Origin of the sequence: Vibrio coralliilyticus (genome assembly GCF_024449095.1) — a bacterium.
Taxonomy (GTDB): Bacteria; Pseudomonadota; Gammaproteobacteria; order Enterobacterales; family Vibrionaceae; genus Vibrio; species Vibrio coralliilyticus_A.
Genome location: NZ_CP024628.1, coordinates 1,373,177 through 1,396,462, shown reverse-complemented (window position 1 = coordinate 1,396,462; position 23,286 = coordinate 1,373,177). Strand labels below are relative to the sequence as shown.

Here is a 23,286-nt window from a genome sequence, read left to right as displayed (position 1 = left end):
TCTAAACGAAAACGCCATTTTGTCTTAAGTTATAAAGCAATAACTTACGACAAAGTGGCGTTTTTGGTCAATTTTGTGCAATCCCCCTCTTTCTAAAAAGAGAAGTGGGTTAAATATCTGAATCCGGACGTAGCTTAACCCAAACTGTGTCATTGCCATGGACGGCAATAGTGCGATTGTAAGTTTGGAAACCGTCTTTAGAAACAGTGAACTGATGCTTACCCCTAGGGAGGACAACTTCGACTGGCGTGCTACCATAGTTGACACCGTTAATGGTGACACGATCTTCATACTGATCTGAGCGAACGGTAATGTTTGCCCAGCTTTTCTCTTTGTTGTTGCTTTGGTCTTTTTTCGTCACTTCCGCCCCATTCAGGCAGTAACGGGAAGAGACATTTAGTAGTTTACATGCTGCTGACGCTTCTGGACGAGCTTGAAGCTGTGCCTGCATTTCAGTGTAGTAACTGTTATTGCCTTCGAAGCCTGAGCGGATAATTTGGCTCTCTTGAACAAACACGTTGAGCTGAACACCTTTCAGGTTTTGCTTGGCAAGGTTCGCTTCGGTTAGACCGTCAAGTAGCTTAGCTTTGAATGTATTGACTGCACGTTGCTTGGTGAGGTATTTACCCTGATTAGTACACTCACCCAATGTCATTGTTGCTGAACATGTGGTTTTAAACGCGGTGTTGAGTACGTCACTTTCACGAAGTTCGGCATCGAGTCGTTTAACGCGTGCCTCTACTTTCTGTTCCTTAAGGTAAGACAGCTCGGAGTTAATACGAGAGCGTTTCTGCTTTATCTGAGATAAACGCATTTCCTGCTCGGTAATGGCTTGCTCTTGTTCAAGAATTTGTGTTTGGTTTTCTTTCACAGAGGACCAAGCTTGCTGGTACTCTTGTTGGAAAGACAGCAGATCGACATCTGGATCGTCTAGAAGGCGATTATATTGTTTGTCCAGTGCAGACTTAGCGCGATTACGCTTAGCGTTGAGCTCTTGCTCTTCACGCTGGTATTTGCTCAGTTCAGCCCTAAGTTGTTGTAAACGTTCGGACTCACCTTCGAACTCAGCGCCTAGCGCTTGCAGTTCGCTTTGTTTGTTTTCTAACTTACTATCGATAGCTGCGACAGGATCGGCAGAGTCAGCCGTTTCCGCAAAAACCGAAGTCGATACCCATATAGGGCTTAGCGCAATTAAAAGCGCTGGGATGCGACGTGTTATCATATTTCCCTGCAACAATTAACGTTTTATTACCAACGTAAAAACCCAAAAAAGACAAACTTTTGACAGTCCTTGTTCCCCTGTCTCTCCCAAGTTTTTCTTTTATCCCTGCATCTTTCTTTTAACAGATTAATCAGCGTTTGAGCAGAATAATCTCATGAGTGTATATAAAACTTGGATGCTACCTATCATTTTGAGTTGATTGGGGAAATATGCAAGTGAAGATTGAGCATCTGCAAAAAGAAATGTGGCTAGAAGTGACATATACCGTAATTTATGTGCACTTGATCATTCTTCCGAAGCTTATGTTGAACAGCTTTATCCTGTTTTAGGGACCCAGTTTTAAGCCTAGATCAAGGTTAGTATTTGCTCGATTGCATATGAGGTTGAATAGATTTCGGATTGAGAAGTTTTTGGTATAACATGCGACTCTAGTGTCATTTAAGATCACAAAACTGTGTTATGAGCTCATCTAAGCACCCAGCATTGACTGGTGAACATGCCAAACTTTTGTCACCTAAGCCTGCGGAGCTGGTGACATTGCCTTCTTATATGGATTGCCATGATCACAGCTATACCCAGATAGTCATCGGCCTGAAAGGGCAGGCGGAGTTTGAAGTCAGTGGGTTTGGTAATTTAGTTGGTCCGGGCCAAGGTTGTGTTGTGAGCTCCGGTTCAGGTCATGCGTTTGGTGGTGTGGTCGGCCAGTCAGATATCCTAGTTTTGAACATGCCCCCTCCGTCAGGAGATGATCCCTTGATGCTACAAAAGCTCAATGAAATCAATCAACGTGATACTTATTTTCAGCTCGACGGGCAAATCCAGAAGCTCATACAAATGCTGGTGGCTGAGATGCATTCCAACCCGGAAGACTTGCTTCTTAGTCGTGCCTGCAACGATACGGTTATCGCACTTCTCCAGCGTCATATGTCGACGTTTGCTCCTTCGCGCAAAGAATCGCGTTTCGACCTTGAGGCGATTGATCGATATATCGAGCAGCACCTGAGTCAAAAGATCTCAGTTGCTCAATTAGCTGGTAGTGTCTTTCTGGGTGAAAGTCAATTTCACAACTTATTTAAAGAACAGATGGGAATCACACCTCATCAATATGTGCTCGGTAAGCGTATTGATATGGCTAAATCACTGATTGAAAAAGGGCATCTTTCACTTGGCCAAGTAGCAGAACTGACAGGCTTTTCTGGTCAAAGCGCTTTTACCCATACCTTTTCTCGACTGCAAGGCATGTCTCCATCCCGCTACAAGAAACAATTTGGTTAAATAAGAAAAGATTAACCATATATTATTTTGCTCATTTGCATGTGACTCTGTTTTTGTTTTGTTAATAATCAGAGTTTTTAGCAAAAAACTCGGAGCTTTTGACAAGTAATCCTCTCGCGCTCAAAATACACTGCAAACCATTGTAAGAATCCTGATGAATTTATCAGGTTTGAGATTGAGGAAAACGCATGTTTACAGCAACTGATGTGTTGAATGCCGAGTTTGTTGAGCAGCCGCTTAACAAACTGTGGTCATTGATCTCGCCACTTTATATGGTGGACGAATCCCAATGGCTTGAACAATTGTTGCCTTTGGCAATCCCTACTGATGCTGAAAAAGCACAGATCACCGCGAAAACAACTGAGCTGATCGAAACCATCCGCGCAGACAAAAAATCAATCCAGATGATTGATGCCCTGCTGCTTGAGTACAGTTTAGATACTCAAGAAGGTATCTTGTTGATGTGTCTTGCCGAAGCGCTAATGCGTATTCCGGATTCCGCGACTGCTGATGCTTTAATCCGAGATAAGCTCAGTGTTGCTGACTGGAAATCTCACCTTAAGAATTCAGATTCTGTATTCGTTAACGCGTCCACTTGGGGATTGATGCTGACGGGCAAAGTGGTGGGGCTTCCTGAAGCGGATTCTCAAAGTCCTGTCTCAGCAGTCAATCGCCTAGTCAACAAGATGTCAGAGCCAGTGATTCGTAAAGCGATGCATCAGGCTATGAAGGTGATGGGCCATCAGTTTGTTTTGGGTCGAAGCATTGCGGAAGCTCAGAAAAATGGTCGCAACATGCGTGATAAAGGCTTCACTTATTCCTACGATATGCTAGGTGAAGCTGCGCTGACCACTGCAGATGCTAACAAATACTTCAAAGATTACTTAATGGCAATTGAAGCGGTTGGACGCGATAAATATGGGTTAGAGACCAGCCCTGCGCCTTCCGTTTCTATCAAGCTTTCTGCACTTCATCCACGTTATGAGGTGGCAAACGAAGAACGTGTGATGACTGAGTTAGCTGATACGCTAATGCAGCTACTTCGCCGCGCTGTTGAACTTGATGTGGCGATCACTATTGACGCAGAAGAGGCCGATCGTCTTGAACTGTCACTCAAGTTGTTCGAAAAAGTGTATCGCAGTGACTTAGTCAAAGGTTGGGGCAAGTTTGGTCTGGTAATTCAGGCTTATTCAAAACGTGCATTGCCTGTGTTGGTTTGGATTAATGGCCTGGCAAAAGAGCAGGGCGATTTGATTCCGCTGCGCCTAGTTAAAGGTGCTTACTGGGATAGTGAAATAAAATGGTCTCAACAAGCTGGTTACGATAACTATCCAGTTTATACTCGCAAAGAAGCGACGGATGTTGCTTATCTAGCGTGTGCTCGATTCCTACTTTCTGAAAATGTTCGCGGTAATATTTTCCCTCAATTCGCCAGTCACAACGCCCAAACCGTCACATCAATCGCAGTGATGGCTCAGCATAAAGATTACGAATTCCAACGTTTACATGGCATGGGGGATTCCCTATATAACCATGCGATGGAAGCTTACCAGCAGCCAGTTCGTATTTATGCACCTGTGGGTAGCCACAAGGATCTCTTACCATATTTGGTGCGTCGCTTGTTGGAAAATGGTGCAAATAGCTCATTTGTACACCGCTTAGTCGATGCTCGTTGTCCTGTTGAAACATTGACGCAGCATCCTGTCGATATGTTGAAAGCGTTTGATACGCTGAATAATGTCAATATTCCACTGCCACCACAAATATTCCCTGAGCGTCGTAACTCTTACGGTGTCAACGTTGATGTGGAGTCTGAGGCGAAGCCTTTTGAGCAAGCTGTTGAAGGGTTCTTAAATAAGCAATGGATGGCAGGCCCGATCATCAATGGTCAAGCTTATGCTGAAAGCATGATCAAGGAAAATGTGAATACTGAAGTGGTCACAGCGCCTTATGACCGCCGTATTAAAGTCGGTCAGGTAGCCTTTGCATCTCTTGATCATGTTTCCGCAGCGATCGAAGGTGCACAGCAGGCATTTGCAAATTGGCAGAAGAGTGATAAAGCGCTACGAGCAGAGAAGCTGGATAAGTTAGCTGACCTGCTAGAAGAAAACCTCGCTGAGCTTGTGGCACTGTGCCATCAGGAAGCAGGTAAAACAATTCACGACAGCATTGATGAAGTGCGTGAAGCGGTTGATTTCTGTCGCTACTACGCTAAGCAGGTTGATGCTTTAGGTGAGCTTCAGCTACAAGGCTTTGATGGCCAATCTCGTACAGTGTCTCGTCAAGGACGTGGTGTCTTTGTCTGTATCAGTCCATGGAACTTCCCACTGGCGATTTTCCTCGGCCAAATTACCGCTGCTCTTGTTGCGGGTAATACAGTAGTCGCTAAACCAGCAGAGCAAACTAGTTTGATTGCTGCACGTGCAGTTGAGCTGATGAATGACGCAGGTTTCCCTGCGGGGACTATTCAATTGCTGCCAGGTCGCGGTGCTGAAATCGGTTCGGCATTAACCTCTCACTCTGCCATTGCTGGTGTTGCCTTTACGGGTTCAACGGCAACAGCGCAACGAATCAATCAAACATTGGCGGCTCGTGATGCTGAGCCAGTTCCGTTTATCGCGGAAACAGGCGGTCAAAACGCAATGATTGTCGATAGTACAGCGCTACCTGAACAGGTTGTACGTGATGTTATTCGTTCTGCGTTTGCCTCAGCAGGCCAGCGTTGTAGTGCTTTGCGCGTACTGTATGTTCAGGAAGACATCGCTGATCGCATCGTTGCACTGATTCAGGGGGCGATGCAGGAACTGAGTGTCGGCCTTCCTTATCTTCATTCCACCGATGTGGGGCCGGTTATCGATACGACAGCCAAAACCAAACTGGTTAAGCATATTGAGCGTATGACCGCGACGGAAAAGAAAGTGGCTGAACTTACTTTGGGTGAAGAACATCAACACGGTGATTTCGTTGCACCAAGTGCCTTTGAAATTCGTGATATTTCGTGCTTAGAAGAAGAGCAATTTGGCCCGATTCTGCATATTGTGCGCTTCAAGGCCAATGAACTGCATCAGATTGTAGATCGCATTAACAGCACAGGTTTTGGTTTGACTATGGGGATTCATAGCCGCAACGAAACCACTTACCGCTGGATTGAAAAACACGCACGTGTGGGTAACTGCTACATCAACCGTGATCAGGTGGGTGCGGTTGTTGGCGTGCAACCGTTTGGTGGTCAGGGCCTTTCTGGTACGGGGCCAAAAGCTGGCGGCCCGCACTACCTATTCCGTTTTACACAAACTTCGTTTTCTTAATCTGTTGGTAAGGAGAAAGATTATGGTTCATCAAGTAACTCGTTTTTCTGATGCTTACTCAGCTTGGGAAAACTGGAATCTGACTAGCTTTGATTCTAAAAGTGAGTGTTTGCTTTCTTTTAAACAGGCTTTGCAGTTAGAGCAAAAAAACTTAGCGTCCGTGATGGCTTATCATATTGAGCATGCTTCAGCCCTGCTGGCTGAAACACACCAATTGATTGGTCCGACAGGCGAAACTAACGAGTTGTATACCGCTGGCCGTGGGGTGGCGCTCATAATTCAAGAGGAGGCATCAGCGTCTTCTCAGCAGGCGACCGTAGCTCAGCTGACAGCGGCCTTAATTGCTGGTAATAGCATCATCTTGTGCAGTGATGATGCGCAACTTAGCCAAGATTTGGAAGCTGCCTACAAGCAGTCTTCCCTACCTATGAATCTATTACAATTTGCCTCTCTTGATGCATATCATCAGTTGCTGGAGTCGGATGTACGTAGTGTTGGATACATAGGTAATCAGGAGGTTGAACGTACAATCAACCGCCAATTAGCGAAACGTTCAGGCGCGATTGTTGGCCTAGTTTCGGAAACGGACGTGACTGCGATTCCGGTTGCACACGATCCACACTTATCGCTTCGCTTTATCACAGAGCGAACGAGAACAATAAATATAACAGCAGTGGGTGGAAACGCGACCTTGCTAGAGCTTGGGAGTGAAGCCCACTAATCCTTTCTCAGAGAGCCCTCACTCTGTGTAAGTGGGGGCGTTCATGGAAGGCGATCTTTTATAAGAGGACAAACACATGGAAAATAGCTTTGCTATTACGACCACGTTTATTGCGTATCTCATTCTGATGCTGGCAATAGGCGTTATTGCATACCAACGAACGAAAAACTCAGCGGATTACTTCTTGGGTGGCCGTTCATTAGGCCCTTGGCCAGCAGCCCTTTCCGCAGGTGCGTCAGATATGAGTGGCTGGTTACTACTAGGGCTTCCTGGTTATGCATACGCTGCCGGTATTGAAGCATTTTGGCTAGCAGGTGGTCTGTTAGTGGGTACTTGGCTGAACTGGTTGATCAGTGCTAAGCGTCTTCGTACTTACAGTATTACGACGGATGCTCTGACGTTGCCTGAATTCCTGTCACGTCGCTTTAACGATAATTCGAAACTGATTCAGGTTATCTCTGCTTTCTTTATCCTTTTATTCTTCCTTTTCTATACCAGCTCTGGTCTGGTAGCGGGCGGAAAACTGTTTGAAACGGTATTCGGATTGGATTACACCACAGCAGTTATTATTGGTACGGTTTGTGTGGTTTCTTACACATTGTTTGGTGGCTTCTTAGCGGTATCATGGACTGACCTTGTACAAGGCCTTCTGATGGCGGCGGCGCTAATGATTGTACCTATTGCAGCGATGGAAGGTGGTTTTGGTCAACTAAGCTCTGATCTCACCAACATCAACCCTCAGTTGCTGACTTTCTGGAATGACACAAAAGGTGAACCGCTGTCAGCGATTGCGATCATCTCTTTGGTTGCGTGGGGCTTAGGTTACTTTGGTCAGCCACACATTCTGGCTCGTTTTAAAGCAGCGCGTAGCAACAAAGATTTGACCACGGCTCGCCGTATCGCTGTGATTTGGACTGCACTGTCTATGGTTGGCGCAATGCTGGTTGGTCTGGTTGGTCTGATTTACGTTACCAACTCTGGCGTATCCATTGATGACGGCGAGAAGATCTTCATGCTACTGGTGAACTCTATCTTCCACCCAGTGGTTGCAGGTGTTCTTCTTGCGGCGATCTTGGCTGCAATCATGAGTACTGCGGACTCACAGCTTTTGGTTTCTTCTTCAGCATTGGCAGAAGATTTCTACAAGCAGCTTGTGAAGAAAGACGCTACGTCTGAAGAGATTGTGATGGTTGGCCGTATTGCGGTAGTGGCTATCTCTATCGTGGCGCTAATCCTAGCGATGACGCCAGACAGTTCAGTTCTTGGCCTAGTGTCTTACGCTTGGGCAGGCTTTGGTGCTGCATTTGGTCCAGCATTGGTGCTTAGCTTGTACTGGTCTCGTATGAACCGCAACGGTGCGCTTGCAGGTATCGTGATTGGTGGTGTGACTATCGTGGTATGGAAGCAACTAACAGGTGGTTGGTTCGATGTTTACGAAATTGTTCCGGGAATCATCTTCTCTACTATCGCAATTGTGGTTGTAAGCATGACGACAGGTGAACCAGAAGAATCGGTAAAAGTGCAGCATGCGAAGTTTGAAAAACAGCTTACTGAGCTTGAGTAAGCGGTAAACCGACGAAACATAAAGCCCCGATATTCGGCAATGTAGATCAGATAAGGATCGGTTGACCGATCCTTCTGATGAGAGACAATCGGAAATCTGTTTATAGGTTTCCGATTTTTTATGTCTATTCAACACTTCTTTGCCGACTTCCTTGAAGAAAACCCTGTTGATGTTGCCCAACTCACCACCTTTTCTGAACACATTCCCGATGCGTGGGTAGCTAAAGCAGCCTCACTGTCCGATAAAGCGACTATCCGTCGACGCCGATTACCGAGCGATATGGTGTTGTGGCTGATTGTGGGTATGGCTTTTTTCCGCAATGAACCCATTGCCGAAGTCGCTCGAAGAATGAATGTCTGTGCTGACGGTTTGGCTGATGAAGAGCTATTGGCAAAGAGCGCCTTAACCCAAGCAAGACAACGCTTAGGCAAAGCAGCACCCGAATGGCTGTTTAAGCAATGTGGGAAAACGTGGGGACTTGAGCGATACCCTGATGATACATGGCAAGGCTTACAAGTTTTTGCTGTCGATGGCGCTCTTTTTAGAACGGCTGACACACCAGAATTGAGGGAACATTTTGGCTCTGGAAATACGTCTAGCAACAGACAAACACCTCATCCAGTATTGAGAGTTGTGACTATGATGAATGTTCGCTCTCATGTCATCGTTGATGCGGCGATAAGCCCGTATCGCCGAGGTGAAATTCCTCTAGCGATGCCTTTCATCAACGCTCTACCAGACAACTCAGTGACGTTACTGGATAAAGGTTTTTATGGTGCAGATTTACTCCTTTCTCTGCAAAACAGTGGAATAAATAGACACTGGCTTCTCCCTGCAAGGAAAGGAGTCAAATATACTCTACTGGATGATAAAGAAAGCAGTGACATGCTTGTGGAGATGAAGGTCTCACCGCAAGCTCGTAAAAAGAATCCTCGTCTTCCAGAAAAATGGACAGTCAGAGCCGTCAGTTATGAGGTTCAAGGTAAATCCAAAACGGTGTTTACCTCGCTTCCTAGAGAGCAGTATGACGCTCAATCTGTGGCAGAGCTTTATCATGAAAGATGGGAAATCGAATTAGGTTACCGTGACATCAAGAGCTCAATGCAACACAACGCTTTAGTGTTGAGAAGCAAAACAGTCGAACTCGTCTATCAAGAGCTGTGGGGGTTATTACTTGGTTATAACTTGGTGAGACGAGAGGCTAGTCAAGCTGCCGTTGAACACGGACGCTTACCTAATGAAATCAGCTTTAAGTACGCTTGCCAGTTTATAGCCAGCCAGCTCAAAATGATGAGTAAAGCGGTGTCTTTAGGTAACACGCCGAAACGCTTAAAGAGCCTTCGAGGAGATTTATCTATCCTCTTTATAGACAAACGCCCTAAGCCAAATCGGCCTAGGGCGGTAAAAATATCAAAGACCCGATACCCTGTTAATCGCTACGCAGCTCCTCTTAAGTGAACTACGTTGCCGATATTCGGGGCTTTTTTAATAAAGCTGGTTGATAATTGAACTTGGTTCACAAATTGAAAATGAAAATTTGAGCAATTGGAACTAAGGCCTTACTAATATGTCCACTATCAATAACGCTATCGCTCACGGAGAGAGAAAATGCCTCAGGTATATTGCCATTGCTGCCAAAAAGTGACTGCCCACAAAGTTGTTATGAAGCGATGCCAAGAAGAGCATGACTCGGTGAAAAAGAGTTTGGCGTGTTTCTTTGCAACCCTCTTCCAGGGTGCCCATTATGTAAAAATGGAAAAGCAGGCGTTTTGTCGTGTGTGCAACACTCAGGCAGACTTAGTCCAAGAGCGTGAGCTCTCGAACGTTGAAGCCGCATAAATTTCTATTCTTGCTAATAAAATTTCTTCTAAAGCTGTTCCTTTATTAGGTTTCATTGACTTGTTTCGATTATGATAAGCATAAAGAAAGACATCTAATCAGAGCGTTAAATGGACTTAGATAGAATTGATCGTGAAATCCTCCGTACCTTAAACCTAAAAGGTCGCCTACCTGTTGTAGAGCTTGCTAAGCAAGTAAACTTGACCACCTCACCTTGCTCTGAAAGGGTTAAACGCCTTGAAAAAGAAGGCTATATCAAGGGCTATCACGCTGAGCTCAGCCCAGAGAAATTGGGTTTAGATGTGCAGGTTTTTATTCACATCCGTCTCGACCAAACCAGCTTCTCAATCTTTGAGAAGTTCGCTAAAGCGGTGGAAGATATGCCAGAGATAGAAGAGTGTTATTCATTATCTGGTGATTTTGACACCATGATTAAGGTTCGAGTTAAAGATATGAAAGCGTATCAGAATTTTATGTCGACTAAGCTGGGTACCTTACCCGGTGTGATTCAGACGCGAAGTGAAGTAGTGATTGAAGAGCACAAAACCAGCTTTGGTGTAAACGCGGATTTGATAGCAACACTCTAGAAAAAGAAAAGGGAAGCATTCGCTTCCCTTGTTCGTCAATTGCTGGGTTCTACATCAGGCAATGAATGATGATGCGATACCGATTAGACCGCCAAACACGCCGCCCCAAACTACCAGCCAGCCTAAATGCTCTTTAATCATTTTCTGGACGATTTCTTTGACCAGCTTTGGCGTCAGTTCACTTAGGCGCTGGTCAATAATGTTTTCAATATTGGCCTGAATCTCTTCCATCATGGCTGGCGATTCCAGTTGACCCTTTAGCGCTTCTTTAACCGCATCGCTCTGGCTGATTTCTACCACCGCTTCCTGCATTTTTTCGACAAACGGTTCTTTCAGCGGTTGCAGGGCTTCCGCGCCGCCAAACATAGCCAGCATGCTGCCAAAAGAAGAGTTTGCAATGACATTGACCAGAGAATCAAACGTTGGATTGAAATCGACTTTCTCTAGTACAGGCTCAAGATTGAGTGTCTTGCCCGACATTTCTTTGTTGAGGAATCGATCAATGTTTTCTGCGGTGAAAAACTGTTCCATCATCAAGTTCTTGATGGCGGCCTTAAACTCTTCAAAACGCGCAGGGATCACGCCAGAACCGTATAAGCCGGGTACTTTCTCGAACAGCATGTGAATCGCTAACCAGTTGGTGATTGCGCCAGAAAAAGCAAACAAGCCGGCGTAAAATGCGACTTGGTTGTCTGTTTGGTAACCGCCAGCTAATAGCGCCAGTGCCAGCACATTTGTCAGTAAACTTTTATTCATTGGTCTTGTTGAACTTGGTTGAATGCGAATGGCGCGAGTATATATCAATTTCTGTGGCAGATTGAATATCGAAAACGAAAAAGCAGAGGCGAAACCTCTGCTTTAATGCTTTTAAACGGGTGGATTAAGCCGTTTGTTTTTGCTGATCTTCGTCGCCGATGAAACCGCCCGTCTGGTGTGCCCAGAGCTGAGCATAAATGCCTTCGTTCTGGATCAGCTCCTGATGAGTACCTTGCTCAACAATTTGTCCTTTGTCCAACACAATCAATCGATCCATTGCGGCGATGGTGGATAGACGATGGGCAATGGCGATAACCGTTTTCCCTTCCATAAGCTCATTGAGGCTTTCTTGAATTGCAGCTTCGACTTCTGAGTCAAGGGCCGAAGTGGCTTCATCCAAAATGAGCAAAGGTGCATCTTTAAGCAGCACACGTGAAATGGCGATACGCTGTCGTTGACCTCCAGACAACTTGACGCCTCGCTCACCCACCTGAGCATCGTAGCCTTTGTTACCGAACGGGTCACTCAGTGTCTCAATAAACTCGTGTGCATGGGCTTGTTTGGTTGCGCGTAGCAGATCGTCTTCATTGGCATCAGGGTTTCCATAAAGGATATTGTCACGAATTGAGCGGTGTAGCAGTGAGGTATCTTGGGTTACCATACCTATATTGCTGCGCAGAGAGTCTTGAGTGACATCAGAAATCACCTGACCGTCTATCTTAATGTTACCGCTTTCAACATCATGGAAACGAAGGAGCAGGTTGACCAAAGTTGATTTACCTGCGCCAGAGCGACCAACCAGACCGACCTTTTCTCCTGGCTTGATGTTAAGGTTGAGGTGGCTGATCACACCTTTACTCTCGTCACCATAATGGAAACTGACGTCGTCAAACTGGATACCACCTTGCTTAACCGTTAACGGCTTTGCATTGTCTTTATCTTGAATATCAATCGGCTTAGATAGTGTCTTCATGCCATCGACAACAGTCCCCATATTTTCGAATAGGGCGCCGACTTCCCACATAATCCACATAGACATGCCGTTGATACGCAAAGCCAGAGCGATTGCAATAGCGATGGCACCGATGCTGATCGAATTGTCCATCCACAGATAAATAGAGAGCGCACCGATAGTGAAGACCAATAGGTAGTTTGTGATCTCAACGGCGACGTCAAAGCCGGTCACTAAGCGCATCTGGCGGTAAACAGTATCAAGGAAGCCGCGCATGCCATTTTCTGCGTACACCGTTTCCCGTTTGCTGTGGGAAAATAGTTTAACCGTAGCAATGTTGGTATAGCTGTCGACGATACGCCCTGTCATCGTGGATCGGGCGTCAGCTTGCTCAGAAGCGACCTTTTTCAATTTAGGTACGAAGTAGATCTGAATAGCGATGTAACACAATAGCCAAATAACCATAGGGATCATCAGACGCCAGTCAGCTTGAGCCAGAAGTACGACGATCGCAGTGAAATATACGGATACATAAACGAAAACGTCCATGGTTTTCATTACGGTTTCACGGACTGCCAGAGAGGTTTGCATCACCTTAGTCGCGACACGACCTGCAAAATCATCCTGATAGAAATTCAGGCTTTGTTTTAGCAAGTAGCGATGCGCTAACCAGCGAATGGACATCGGATAGTTGCCAAGGAGTGTTTGGTGCACCAATAGTGAATAGGCAACGACCAAAACAGGCATGACAACTAAGAGTAAACCACCATAAAGCATGAGTTCGGATCGGTTTTCTTGCCAGAATGTTTCAGGGTTACTGGTTGACAGCCAGTCAACAAGGTTGCCCATGGCACCAAATAATGACACTTCTACGATGGCCACAACCGTTGCCATCAACGACATAAGGATCAGAGGTACTTCAAACCCGCGAGTGTAATAACGACAGAAAGCAAAAATTCCACTCGGTGGCTGAGAAGGTTCTTCATTAGGAAAAGGTTTCGTGAAACCTTCAAATTTCTTAAACATAACTCGCCTTAAAATTCACAACGCAGAAGAAAGCTATAGATAGCGGTTGCGCTTTGCATCATATGGTAGCTCGTTAATGTGTGAAATGTAACCGTATATCAACCATTTGTTATACCAATAGCTGCATAATATTCAGTCAAAGGGTTTTAAATGTCATTCTATCCATAAAATTTACTGTAAAACTTAAGATTCACAGTAAAAATGTAAGATTAGTATCGATTGTTATACATGAATTCAGTAATTGTTGTCTTAACAATATGTCTACAATTCAGCGTAAGTGAGTGAGATATAACGAGTCTATCGCCATGTTCAAACAGCAAACACAACTAGAAAAGTCAGTTTCTACCGTGCAAAACGCCAACTGTGTGGTAATGGTTCCACCAAAAGAATTTGCGTTTAATGCTGAAACCGCTCGAGACAATGAGTTCCAACATCAAGTCAACGAAACCACGGAGCAAGTTCGCAAGCAAGCGATGCAAGAATTTAATACCATGGTTGGTCAGTTGCGCCAAGCTGGTGTTCAAGTTGTGGAATTTGATTACCCTCTTGGTGAAGTCGAAACGCCCGATGCCGTCTTCCCTAATAACTGGTTCAGCACTACTGCTGATGGTGCTTTGTACACTTTCCCTATGGCGTGTGAAAACCGTCAGCAGGAAGTTCGCCCAGATGCTTTGCGTGAAGCTCTAGAAGCCGCAGGGCGAAAGGTGGTGTCAGAAGATTCTCTGACTGATTATCTGGCTCAAAATGCACATCTAGAAAGTACGGGTGTTATGGTCATTGATCATGTGAATCGTACTATCTATGCGGCGTTGTCACAGCGTTGTGATCGCGAAGTATTGGAAGACTACGCTGAGCGTATCGGTTACGATCGTGTTGTGTCATTCCAGACTGCCTTACCGTCAGGCAAGCCGATCTACCATACGAATGTGATGATGGCGATCGGGGAGCGCTTCTGCGTCATTTGTGACGAAGTGATTCCTGAATTTGAACGTCGTTTTGTACTTAAGTCTCTGGCGAAAGATAAGCAGGTTATTTCTATCAGCCTTGAGCAGATGAACCAGTTCTGTGGCAACATTCTAGAACTTGAAACGGTGAATGGTGACAAAGTGATTGCCATGTCACAATCGGCGTACGATGCCTTCTCATCAGCACAACGTGCCCAACTTGCGAGCCACGGTAAGCTTTTACCTTTCAACGTTCAGACCATCGAGTCGATCGGGGGTGGCAGCGTTCGTTGTATGCTGGGTGAAGTTTTCTTACCAAGCCGGCAGACCCTTCTATAAATATTTAACAGCCTGTCATCTGACAGGCTGTTTTCTCTATACAATAACAAACCCGGCAAATGCCGGGTTTCACATTGATGAAGCGATTACTTAATCAGCCCCGCTTTTTAATACTTGAATACGCCTGCGTGAAGTAGGCGACGAGCCATCATTGACTATTATGAGCTTTTGGAATGAGGTTCAGTAGACAAAGATGAAAAGAAAAGCAGCCAGTTGGCTGCTTTAGTGATTAGAGTTCGCGGCTTTCGGCAAACTTTTCTAGCCCCAGCACTAGAGCAATGGCACACAACATAAGAACGACAGCGATGCCTATTTGTGCTGGCTGTGACGTGATGGCTTCAAAGTCAAACGGTGATAGATTGCGCTCGACGAGTGGGACTTGCTCACCACTCGAATTCGTCCGCCAGGTTAGAGTCTCTTTCCAAGGCCAGATCTTTGGTAATGTACCAATCATTAAGCCAGTTAAAAAAATCAGAGTCACATCCCTGAAGCGTTTTAGTAGCCAAGACAATACGTGAGAAAAACTCAGCAAGCCAATCACACAGCCAGTGAGAAAGAGCAGCAAGATAGTCACATCCAGTGATTTCACCGCACCTAGAACGGAGCTATACATGCCGATGAGCAACAAAATGAAGCTGCCTGAGATCCCCGGTAAAATCATGGCACAGATGGCGATAGCCCCCGCAAACATGACATTAATATTGGTCGGATCCATTTGAAGTGGTTTGAGGATGGTAATGCTATAAGCAAACCCAACCCCGAGTAATAGGAAGATAAGTCGGCTGATACTTCTTTTTTCAATTTGCTTTAGCATATGGAAGACCGAAACCAGAATTAAGCCAAAGAAGAAAGACCAGAGAGGGATAGGGTGTGTCACTAATAGCCATGAAATTAGCTTTGCCAGAGTCGCAATGCTGGTTAGTACACCACCAAAGAGAGCGATAAGGAATAAGCCATTGATATGATTAAACGCAGCTTTCAATCCATCGCGTTTTAAAATACCAATTAAGCTTGGGTTAATACGCCGGATACTCTCCAATAATGTGTCATAAATACCAGTGATGAAAGCAATGGTACCACCAGAGACTCCTGGTACCACGTCGGCAGCGCCCATAGCTAAGCCTTTGAAGAAAGTAGATAGATAGTTCATTCGTTACAGCGGTTCAGTTTAGGTAGTGGGAGTATATCGGATTGACGTCAAAAAAGTATGAAAATAGTGAATGGATAAACTAGTTGATAAGATACTTGTTTAATATCGAATTGCACTTTTTTGCAAAATGCAATTTTCATTTTGCATTTTCATTATAATAAATTGGTGAAAAGTTGGATCAAGATTAGGGTTTTTGTGGGTTTTAAAGTTGGCACGATACCTGCTTTATTTAAGGTGACCCTTATTAAGCCGAGGGTCACCTAGCCAACTGACGTTGTTAGTGAATGAACTTGTTCACACAATATATACGCCAATCGCCATTATTGCGGTTGGCTTTTTTTTTGGCTTTTTAGCTCACTCTTCGTCAATTTACATTGATTCATAAAACGAATTTTCTCTCTATACTCGACAAACGCTCGTGAGTTTATTAATAATGTCCGCTTTCTTTTTGACCCTAAAGTACATCATCGGGTCTTACTGTTGAAAATCGCGTGGGAATATCCACAGTAGAGAGGACACCTTTCAATAGAGAATATCTCAATCAATGCCTACAATTGTTACCTGATCCCTTGGTAACGAAAAGGCTTAGAGCTGTATGCTCTTTACTCGTTAGGGAAGATGAGTGACAAACAATGAAGAGGTTATATGAATCAGATAATTTCGGTTGGACCACTAGAATCTTTCTTAATTGCTATCAGCGTGTTATTTCTTGGTCACTTTGTAAACTCAAAGCTGCCAATTTTGAAGAAATTCAACATTCCAGAGCCTATTGTTGGTGGATTAATCGTTGCGATGATCATCACTGCAATGCATTTTAATGGCGTAAGTTTGGAGTTTTCACTGCCACTGCAGAATACCTTTATGCTGATGTTTTTCAGTACCGTGGGGTTAGCTGCAAACTATACGCAGTTAATGAAAGGTGGAGCGAAAGTCTTTGTTTTCCTTGCGGTTGCGTCTTTTTACATCATTATTCAAAACGGTGTTGGGGTGTCATTGGCTTCAGCTCTAGGTTTAGACCCATTAATGGGTTTGATTGCCGGCTCTATTACCTTATCCGGCGGCCATGGTACTGGTGCTGCATGGTCTCAAACTTTTACAGAGACCTATGGTTTGAGTAACACCTTAGAAATCGCGATGGCCTCGGCTACATTTGGTTTGATTATTGGCGGTATAATTGGTAGCCCAGTAGCACAGAAGTTGATTAACAAAAATAACTTTGAATCTGAATACGGGCGTGGTACCCAAACCCACGAAAAGTTCCCAGAAGTGGTGACGTATAACGAATACGAAGAAGATAAGGTGACAGCGAAAAAGGTCATTGAAATACTTTTTATCCTCCTCATTTGTGTCACTGGTGCTAAATATCTTGAACAATGGGTGAGCAGCTTAGAAATCAGCTGGCTGATGATCCCTGACTTTGTTTATGCGCTGTTTATCGGTGTGTTTATCACCAATATTCTGGAAGTGACCAAAACTCACAAAGTGGATGCGGAGACGGTCGATATTTTGGGTACTGTGTCTTTGTCGCTGTTTTTGGCTATGGCTTTGATGAGCTTAAAACTATGGAATATTTTCGATCTTGCGATACCATTTTTGATTATCCTGTCGGTTCAGTCTGTCATTTTGGGTATTTTTGCTTACTTTGTGACGTTTAAGGTGATGGGTTCAAACTACGATGCGGCTGTTATTGCGGGTGGGCATTGTGGTTTTGGTCTGGGCGCAACGCCGACCGCTGTTATGAATATGGGGTCTTTGGTGAATAAATTTGGCCCTTCCCCACAAGCTTTCATGGTCGTACCTATTGTGGGTGCCTTCTTTATTGATATTGTGAACCTGATTATCCTACAAGGTTACATCTCCTTTATTGGCTAGAGCATACTAAAATAGCAAAGGCCTCTGTTTAGAGGCCTTTGTACTATCTTGTCGACATTAATGGTCAAGATAGAGATAGTTTTGCCAACTCTTCATTCGGATGAGGACTTTGCGCATAATCGAAACGTGGGTGAATTTATCTGAATAAACCGCCACTTCGACAGCAGTACCCATGGGCAAATGATAATCAGATAAGTCGTCCGTAATTTTAAGTGTCACAAACACTCGTCCACTTGTCCGTAGTGCTTCTGTCCCTAGAAGAGCTCCACGGGCTTGAAATTGGCTTTCACCAATCGCAGGCAGCACATCGACTACTTCTCCTTTAAAAACCTTACCAGGAAGCGCTCTGAAGAGAAATTCTGCTTCATAGCCAGGTTGCAAGCGTTGTAAGGAATTTTGCCTAAACGCGGCCGCATAAAGTGTTTCCTCGGTATGAATAAAGGTCATCACTGGTGCTAATGGCAGTGGAACGGCCATAACGCCGGGTCGCAAGGCTAACTGGGTTGCAAAGCCGTCGGTAGGGGCTCTGACAATGGTTTGCTCTAGGTCAAACTCAGCCTGTCGTATCTCCGCTAACAGGCGTGCCACTGTGGTGTTTTCTCCACCAATTTCAGAGTTGAGTGCGATCTTGGCTTGCTCCACCCTAGCTTCAGCAACTTTCACCGCCGCTTCCGCAGCTTTGTATGCCTGACGTCGTGTATCCAGTTCCTGTTCGGTGAACGCCCCTTTATCGAAACCGCGCTGATACCGTGAATATTCGCGTTGCGCTTTGTCTCGGTCCGCGATGGCCTGAGCTTGAGCAGCTTGTGCTTCTTGCACATCAGATTCTAGCCCCAGTGCGCCTTGGCTGGCTTCTTTTATCTGAGCTTCCAGTTTTTCAACTTCAGCTTCATAAGGAACCGGATCGATCATGAACAAAATGTCCCCTTTCTTAAGAGGTTTATTGGGTTCAACCGGAACTTCGATCACGCGGCCTCGCACACCTGAGACAATAGGTGTGCTGGAAAATACCTGATTGCCAAGTTGGGTGAACGGATGGTTGTAGTTCATCAGCAGAATCAGTGTGCCGACTAATACCACACCACCTAATACGGCCGTGGGCACGGTCCACTTATTGAGTGGAATATTAAAGATTTTAAATATGGCAATACATAATGCGGCATAGGTCAATATGAGGAGTAAATCCATTATTGCTCCTCCTTATTATCGCCGGTTCGGGTAGTGAGCGAAGGTTCAGCATGATGTTGTTCTTTTAGTTGGTGCACGGCTTGCTGCAACTGATTAACTTGATCGATGAGTGAATCAACACGATGATGAATATCGTGCTGTTCTTCCTCTAGTTTCTGAAACCCCCATCCTCTTTCTTGACGCCACAATGTGGCCCATATCCAGAGAAATGGCCAAATAGCGTGTAGTGTGAACAAGCTGACCCAGCCAGCATAGTGGATGGCATCTTGATGCGGGTGCTGCCGCTCTTTGGCGATTTCATAGGGGATGTCGTGAATGACAATGATGCCGTAGAAAATGACCAATGCGACAAAAATAAGTAGGCCTAGCGCGAAGTAGTCCAAAAACATAAATGCGTCCCTGTTATTGTGTTTTTATTCAATAAAACGTACGGTGATACGAAGTTAAGTATAGAAATAAAAACAAGAAATTAGAGAGTGTTTACCCATTTTCTTAATCCAGTCTTAAGGTGAACGGATGGAGTTTCAGGGAGAAATTGCCGCACTATCTGCGGCTGTAGTTTGGGCGGTCGCGACTTGGATTTACAGCCAGTTTAGTCATCACTTTTCAGCGATGCAGCTCAATATTGTTAAAGGCGTTGCAGCGTCTGGGATGATGTTAATAGTCATGCCATGGCTTGATGGACCAGCCACTGAGGTATCCACTCTCCATTTGTTGATATTGGCGTTGTCCGGAATCATAGGAATAGCGATTGGAGACAGTGCCTACTTTGCCTCATTAAAGCGAATTGGTGCGAATAAAACCTTGCTGTTGGAGTCGTTGGCCCCGCCATTATCCGGTGTTTTAGCGCTAGTTGCACTGGGATTAATACTTCCCCTACAAAGCTGGGTAGGTGTCTTGGTCACCACTGCAGCGGTCACTTTTGTGATTTTTCAACCGGATGTCCACGGCGAAAAAACGCATTGGTCAGGTGTAGGATTTGGCATGCTGGCAAGTGTCTGTCAGGCCTCGGGGGTAGTCATTTCTCATTATGCGCTTGTTGCCGGAGATTTACCGCCTTTGTTGGGAGCATTGATTCGATTATCTGTCGGAGTGTTGGCGGTGGCTTTGGTTATTACTGTGTTTGAGAAAAAGCCGTTTTCATCGATGATTATGCATTTGCGTCAACTATCTACGTCGTCTTTTTTGTGGCTGTTGAGTGCCATCTTTGTTGGGACTTTTCTCGCTCTCTGGTTACAACAAATTGCGCTAAAACATGCAAATCCTGCGATTGCTAAGACGTTGATTGCAACCAGTCCACTGTTCATGCTGTTTATCTACATGGTTAAAGGCGAGAAGGTCACAGCCAAAAGCATGGTGGGGACTTTGGCTGCGCTTGGTGGGATTTCTTTATTCTTTTGGCGTTAGTTTTACTCAGTGCACACTTGATTACGACCATTCGCTTTTGCTCGGTATAGAGCTTTATCTGCGCGATAGAAGGTACGCTGAGTATTTTCACCTTCGCGGTGAAGTGTAATACCAATACTCACGGTAAGTCCACGCTCACCAAGAATATTTTGCCAGCCAAATTTGAAAATGCGTTCTCGGTAGTTCTCCGCATGCATTGTAGCTTGCTCTAGAGTTGTACGCTCAAGAATCACCAAAAACTCTTCACCACCAAACCGGACACTCGATGCACCTCTGAACTTGAAGTAGGCGGCCAGTTCATGGGAAACATTGACGATGGCTTTATCGCCCACCAGATGGCTGAGCTCGTCGTTAATCGATTTAAAATGGTCAATATCAATCACCATCAAAGCAAAAGGTACATCATGTAACAGCAGATCTTTGAGTTTTACATCGAGCCAGCGCCGGTTGTGTAGACTGGTCAGTGGGTCGGTAAACACGTCTTGCTGGAGCTTAGCTACGGTATGTTTTTGGTTTTCAGTTGTTTCCTTGAGTTCTCGGTTTTCAAGCTCTGATAGTATCAACTTAAGCTGCAGTTCAAATCGTGACAATCGACGTAACTGGGCAGCACCAAGCTCACCAATGGGAATTTGTTTCATTAAGTCACTTTCGATACGAAAAGCCCTCTTTTGGCAGGCCAGAGCTTGTTGAAAGTCACCTTGCTGCTCGTAGATATCACCGAGAGCAGTATTTAATTTTAGATTCAGCACAGGAGAGGCGTAGCGCCTTATTTTCTTCTGAGCTCTTTCTAATACCCAATTTGCGAGGTGCGGCTTGTTTGACTCGTTGAGGCTGTGTGCCAATTCAAGACGAATCATGTTCGATAGCCAAATAGAGTGGATGTTCCCTGCGGTGTATTGAACATTGCCCAAAGATTCAATGGCTTGTTCATGTTTACCCAGACGGCGAAATAGCTTGGCCTGATAAAGCAAAATTTGCCCAGCCAGCACTTTATCGCTGACTAAAATGGCGAGTTCAGAACATTCTTTGAGTAAATCTTGTGCTGCGGAAGTTCGGTTAAGCTCAATATAACACGCCAACATATACAGCTTATAACGTAGTCGCAGCGAACGGCTGGAAATGGCATGGTCAATGCTGTCGATTTTCTGGTAATAGCGTAGGGCACGGTTATGGTCGCCATACGCATCACAAAGGTTGCCCATACCCAATACCGCTAATACGTAGGCATCAATATGACTGGTGTCTACCGCAATGGTCGAAGAGGTAATGTATTCTTGAAGTGCGCCCGAGTAGTCGCCACTTTCAACCAACCTATCGGCCAAGCTATTTTTCACCTCAAGGATCAATTCAGCATCATTAGGTAAAGAGAGGTGTTCCAATGCACTTCTTAACTCTTCAATACTGGTCTTCGGCTGCTTAAGTTCATTGCGATATTCAGCACTGATGATCAGGCTTTGTGCTTTTTCCTGCGGCGTTGTCGCAATATGCTGGCGAATATGATTCCAGAAAATGATCGCTTCTTCCCCAGACACAGAAGAAGCATCTAAACCCGATTCGGAGATTTTATTAAGCAATGTTTCCATTCTGTATTTCCAGTGGTTGGCTTTCTTCTAATTGTTCTAGGGTAAACGGGAATGTCAGGATGTCCTGAAAAACAACTTTTGGTAGTGACTTATTCAGGCCTTTGCGGTGCCATGGATAGATTTCAATCATTTGTGCCAACACGTGGAATACCTGCAGTGCAGCGTCGTCTTTTTCTGACAGTAGGATACCTAAGCGATCGCTGCTTAGTCGAGAGAGCAAATCTCGATGAGTACAAAGTGAGTGTGCCAGTTCAGCACATACTTCAAGGTACTCAGGATCATTGTGTTGAATGATCACAACAGCATGATTGGATCGTTTAAGTTCCGTTTTAAACAACACCAATTGTTCCCACCAGTAAATCTCAGACACCATTTGATTGAGGTGTTTCTCAGGATCGTACTCGTGTTGACCTCGGATGCGGTTAATGAGTTTGCGAGCTCGTTGCTCAAGCTGGCGTTTTGATGCCCGAGCTTTATCGTTGCTGACGCGAGCCGTTTGCTCTCTGAGCATGTCTATTGAATATTTACGATATTTTTGAAAAGCTCGTAGTGCGGTTTTAAAGTCACCTTGCTCTTCAGCTACGCGGGATTGTTGAAAGCAGATTTGTGACAGTAACTCACCATTATCGAAAGAAGCCGCAGAACGCTCAGCCTGGACCAATAGCTTTGCGGCTTCGTCAGGTCGCTTTCTCAAAAGCTCCAATCTTGCTTGGCTGATATAGGAATGGGCTTTCATCCACACGAGGTCATGCTTTTCGGCGAGGGCTTGTGCTTTTCCTGTTGCCACTTCTGCATCTTCTATTCTTTCAAGGCCTAGCAGAGCTAGCCCTCGGAAGTCCCACATTTCGGCTTGCCAAGTTTTGTCATCGTGGCCTTTGAGTGCCTCGGTTGCGCCATCAAGTACCGTCAGCATCTCCACATAATTGTTGAGTAAGTAAAGATCCCAGGCGAGGAGAATCCTTGCTTTACCTTCCAGCCAACCTATGCGGGTGTTATTGGCCACGGTCACAGCCAGTTCATGAGTGGTTCTTGCAAGCTGGTACTCATGGGTGATACGCCAGACATTTCCGAGCCCAATTAAGGATTCAATTTGGATTTCGATTTCATCGACTAGTGCAGATTGCTCCAATGCATTGATCCAGAACTGCTGGGCGGAATAGTACTTAGCCTGCCCCCAAAAATGGAGTGCGTGGATATGAAGGATCTCAGGAAGAAAATCGTCAGTGTCTAAAGAGTTGAGTTTGCTGTGAGCTTCTTTGATGTATTTCAGCCCACGCCGATAATCCATTAGACTCCAAGCACAGCGAGACATGATGATCAGGCACTGCACAGCCCCTTCCGGGTATAAAATCTGATTGGCGCGCGTTGCGCACTGTTCAGCGATAGCTAAAACCTTCTCAGGTTCGCTTTCAATTCGTGTTTTGAGCTGTTCAATCTCTGTGTCTAGCAGGTGCTGGCTTTTATCCAATGAATCAACCCCTTAGCAGCCATTTCTAATATTCATTCAAAAGTATTATAAAAATAGTGGCTGATGCAACTCTAGTAAAAGCATT

18 protein-coding genes are annotated in these 23,286 nt (G+C 45.1%); 10 read left to right on the top strand and 8 right to left on the bottom strand.

Annotated features, from left to right (window positions below; translation table 11 throughout):
- Positions 1-109 precede the first annotated feature (109 nt).
- On the bottom strand, positions 110-1,222 hold the full coding sequence (locus CTT30_RS21685; RefSeq protein WP_239835595.1) for a PEGA domain-containing protein: 1,113 nt from the start codon (positions 1,220-1,222) through the stop codon (positions 110-112).
- A 459-nt stretch (positions 1,223-1,681) separates the two neighbouring features.
- Here CTT30_RS21685 and CTT30_RS21680 point away from each other — a divergent pair, with 459 nt between their 5' ends.
- The 7 genes from CTT30_RS21680 (at position 1,682) to CTT30_RS21650 (ending at position 10,516) form a co-directional block, all read left to right on the top strand.
- A complete protein-coding gene (locus CTT30_RS21680; protein WP_252036969.1) occupies positions 1,682-2,497 on the top strand; it encodes an AraC family transcriptional regulator in 816 nt (271 codons plus the stop codon).
- A gap of 188 nt (positions 2,498-2,685) precedes the next feature.
- The gene (putA, locus tag CTT30_RS21675) at positions 2,686-5,805 is read left to right on the top strand and encodes a bifunctional proline dehydrogenase/L-glutamate gamma-semialdehyde dehydrogenase PutA (protein WP_239864701.1); all 3,120 of its coding nucleotides are present in this window, start codon (positions 2,686-2,688) and stop codon (positions 5,803-5,805) included.
- A 22-nt stretch (positions 5,806-5,827) separates the two neighbouring features.
- Positions 5,828-6,526, top strand: coding sequence for a 1-pyrroline-5-carboxylate dehydrogenase (locus CTT30_RS21670; protein WP_239835592.1), 699 nt, complete (start codon positions 5,828-5,830; stop codon positions 6,524-6,526).
- A 76-nt stretch (positions 6,527-6,602) separates the two neighbouring features.
- The gene (gene putP / locus CTT30_RS21665) at positions 6,603-8,090 is read left to right on the top strand and encodes a sodium/proline symporter PutP (RefSeq protein ID WP_252036968.1); all 1,488 of its coding nucleotides are present in this window, start codon (positions 6,603-6,605) and stop codon (positions 8,088-8,090) included.
- A 120-nt stretch (positions 8,091-8,210) separates the two neighbouring features.
- The gene (locus CTT30_RS21660) at positions 8,211-9,548 is read left to right on the top strand and encodes an IS4 family transposase (protein WP_252036004.1); all 1,338 of its coding nucleotides are present in this window, start codon (positions 8,211-8,213) and stop codon (positions 9,546-9,548) included.
- Between the two features lie 150 nt (positions 9,549-9,698).
- Positions 9,699-9,929 carry a hypothetical protein gene (locus CTT30_RS21655; RefSeq protein ID WP_239864697.1) on the top strand — a complete coding sequence of 77 codons (231 nt, stop codon included), beginning with the start codon at positions 9,699-9,701 and terminating at the stop codon, positions 9,927-9,929.
- A gap of 110 nt (positions 9,930-10,039) precedes the next feature.
- Positions 10,040-10,516 carry an Lrp/AsnC family transcriptional regulator gene (locus tag CTT30_RS21650; RefSeq protein ID WP_239864695.1) on the top strand — a complete coding sequence of 159 codons (477 nt, stop codon included), beginning with the start codon at positions 10,040-10,042 and terminating at the stop codon, positions 10,514-10,516.
- A gap of 54 nt (positions 10,517-10,570) precedes the next feature.
- Here CTT30_RS21650 and CTT30_RS21645 read toward each other — a convergent pair whose 3' ends face one another.
- Entirely contained in the window at positions 10,571-11,272 is a 702-nt protein-coding gene (locus CTT30_RS21645; protein WP_252036967.1) for a DUF445 domain-containing protein, read from the bottom strand.
- A gap of 124 nt (positions 11,273-11,396) precedes the next feature.
- Positions 11,397-13,250, bottom strand: a complete 1,854-nt coding sequence (locus CTT30_RS21640; RefSeq protein WP_252036966.1) for an ABC transporter ATP-binding protein — start codon at positions 13,248-13,250, stop codon at positions 11,397-11,399.
- Positions 13,251-13,555: 305 nt separating this feature from the next.
- Between CTT30_RS21640 and CTT30_RS21635 the strand changes: the two genes are divergently transcribed.
- Positions 13,556-14,533 carry an arginine deiminase-related protein gene (locus tag CTT30_RS21635; RefSeq protein ID WP_239835586.1) on the top strand — a complete coding sequence of 326 codons (978 nt, stop codon included), beginning with the start codon at positions 13,556-13,558 and terminating at the stop codon, positions 14,531-14,533.
- 229 nt (positions 14,534-14,762) lie between these two features.
- Here the strand turns inward: CTT30_RS21635 and CTT30_RS21630 are convergent, their stop codons facing one another.
- Entirely contained in the window at positions 14,763-15,683 is a 921-nt protein-coding gene (locus CTT30_RS21630; RefSeq protein WP_239835585.1) for a polyprenyl-phosphate transporter, read from the bottom strand.
- Positions 15,684-16,328: 645 nt separating this feature from the next.
- Between CTT30_RS21630 and gltS the strand changes: the two genes are divergently transcribed.
- Entirely contained in the window at positions 16,329-17,555 is a 1,227-nt protein-coding gene (gltS, locus tag CTT30_RS21625; protein ID WP_239835584.1) for a sodium/glutamate symporter, read from the top strand.
- A 57-nt stretch (positions 17,556-17,612) separates the two neighbouring features.
- Here gltS and CTT30_RS23470 read toward each other — a convergent pair whose 3' ends face one another.
- On the bottom strand, positions 17,613-18,743 hold the full coding sequence (locus CTT30_RS23470; protein ID WP_252036965.1) for an HlyD family secretion protein: 1,131 nt from the start codon (positions 18,741-18,743) through the stop codon (positions 17,613-17,615).
- Positions 18,743-19,132: a DUF3302 domain-containing protein gene (locus tag CTT30_RS21615; protein ID WP_252036964.1), complete on the bottom strand. Its 390-nt coding sequence runs from the start codon at positions 19,130-19,132 to the stop codon at positions 18,743-18,745. Before CTT30_RS21615 ends, CTT30_RS23470 begins: the two co-directional genes overlap by 1 nt.
- A 127-nt stretch (positions 19,133-19,259) precedes the next feature.
- Here CTT30_RS21615 and CTT30_RS21610 point away from each other — a divergent pair, with 127 nt between their 5' ends.
- Positions 19,260-20,150, top strand: coding sequence for a DMT family transporter (locus CTT30_RS21610; protein ID WP_252036963.1), 891 nt, complete (start codon positions 19,260-19,262; stop codon positions 20,148-20,150).
- A 2-nt stretch (positions 20,151-20,152) separates the two neighbouring features.
- On the opposite strand, the gene CTT30_RS21605 is transcribed toward CTT30_RS21610, so the two are convergent.
- Positions 20,153-21,733 carry a GGDEF domain-containing protein gene (locus CTT30_RS21605; protein ID WP_239835580.1) on the bottom strand — a complete coding sequence of 527 codons (1,581 nt, stop codon included), beginning with the start codon at positions 21,731-21,733 and terminating at the stop codon, positions 20,153-20,155.
- Positions 21,717-23,201: a hypothetical protein gene (locus CTT30_RS21600; protein ID WP_252036962.1), complete on the bottom strand. Its 1,485-nt coding sequence runs from the start codon at positions 23,199-23,201 to the stop codon at positions 21,717-21,719. Before CTT30_RS21600 ends, CTT30_RS21605 begins: the two co-directional genes overlap by 17 nt.
- Between the last annotated feature and the right edge of the window lie 85 nt (positions 23,202-23,286).

Coding starts and splice junctions, on each gene's coding strand:
- CTT30_RS21685 (WP_239835595.1), bottom strand. CDS start 1,222: ATGATAACACGTCGCATCCCAGCGCTTTTAATTGCGCTAAGCCCTATA.
- CTT30_RS21680 (WP_252036969.1), top strand. CDS start 1,682: ATGAGCTCATCTAAGCACCCAGCATTGACTGGTGAACATGCCAAACTT.
- putA (WP_239864701.1), top strand. CDS start 2,686: ATGTTTACAGCAACTGATGTGTTGAATGCCGAGTTTGTTGAGCAGCCG.
- CTT30_RS21670 (WP_239835592.1), top strand. CDS start 5,828: ATGGTTCATCAAGTAACTCGTTTTTCTGATGCTTACTCAGCTTGGGAA.
- putP (WP_252036968.1), top strand. CDS start 6,603: ATGGAAAATAGCTTTGCTATTACGACCACGTTTATTGCGTATCTCATT.
- CTT30_RS21660 (WP_252036004.1), top strand. CDS start 8,211: ATGTCTATTCAACACTTCTTTGCCGACTTCCTTGAAGAAAACCCTGTT.
- CTT30_RS21655 (WP_239864697.1), top strand. CDS start 9,699: ATGCCTCAGGTATATTGCCATTGCTGCCAAAAAGTGACTGCCCACAAA.
- CTT30_RS21650 (WP_239864695.1), top strand. CDS start 10,040: ATGGACTTAGATAGAATTGATCGTGAAATCCTCCGTACCTTAAACCTA.
- CTT30_RS21645 (WP_252036967.1), bottom strand. CDS start 11,272: ATGAATAAAAGTTTACTGACAAATGTGCTGGCACTGGCGCTATTAGCT.
- CTT30_RS21640 (WP_252036966.1), bottom strand. CDS start 13,250: ATGTTTAAGAAATTTGAAGGTTTCACGAAACCTTTTCCTAATGAAGAA.
- CTT30_RS21635 (WP_239835586.1), top strand. CDS start 13,556: ATGTTCAAACAGCAAACACAACTAGAAAAGTCAGTTTCTACCGTGCAA.
- CTT30_RS21630 (WP_239835585.1), bottom strand. CDS start 15,683: ATGAACTATCTATCTACTTTCTTCAAAGGCTTAGCTATGGGCGCTGCC.
- gltS (WP_239835584.1), top strand. CDS start 16,329: ATGAATCAGATAATTTCGGTTGGACCACTAGAATCTTTCTTAATTGCT.
- CTT30_RS23470 (WP_252036965.1), bottom strand. CDS start 18,743: ATGGATTTACTCCTCATATTGACCTATGCCGCATTATGTATTGCCATA.
- CTT30_RS21615 (WP_252036964.1), bottom strand. CDS start 19,132: ATGTTTTTGGACTACTTCGCGCTAGGCCTACTTATTTTTGTCGCATTG.
- CTT30_RS21610 (WP_252036963.1), top strand. CDS start 19,260: ATGGAGTTTCAGGGAGAAATTGCCGCACTATCTGCGGCTGTAGTTTGG.
- CTT30_RS21605 (WP_239835580.1), bottom strand. CDS start 21,733: ATGGAAACATTGCTTAATAAAATCTCCGAATCGGGTTTAGATGCTTCT.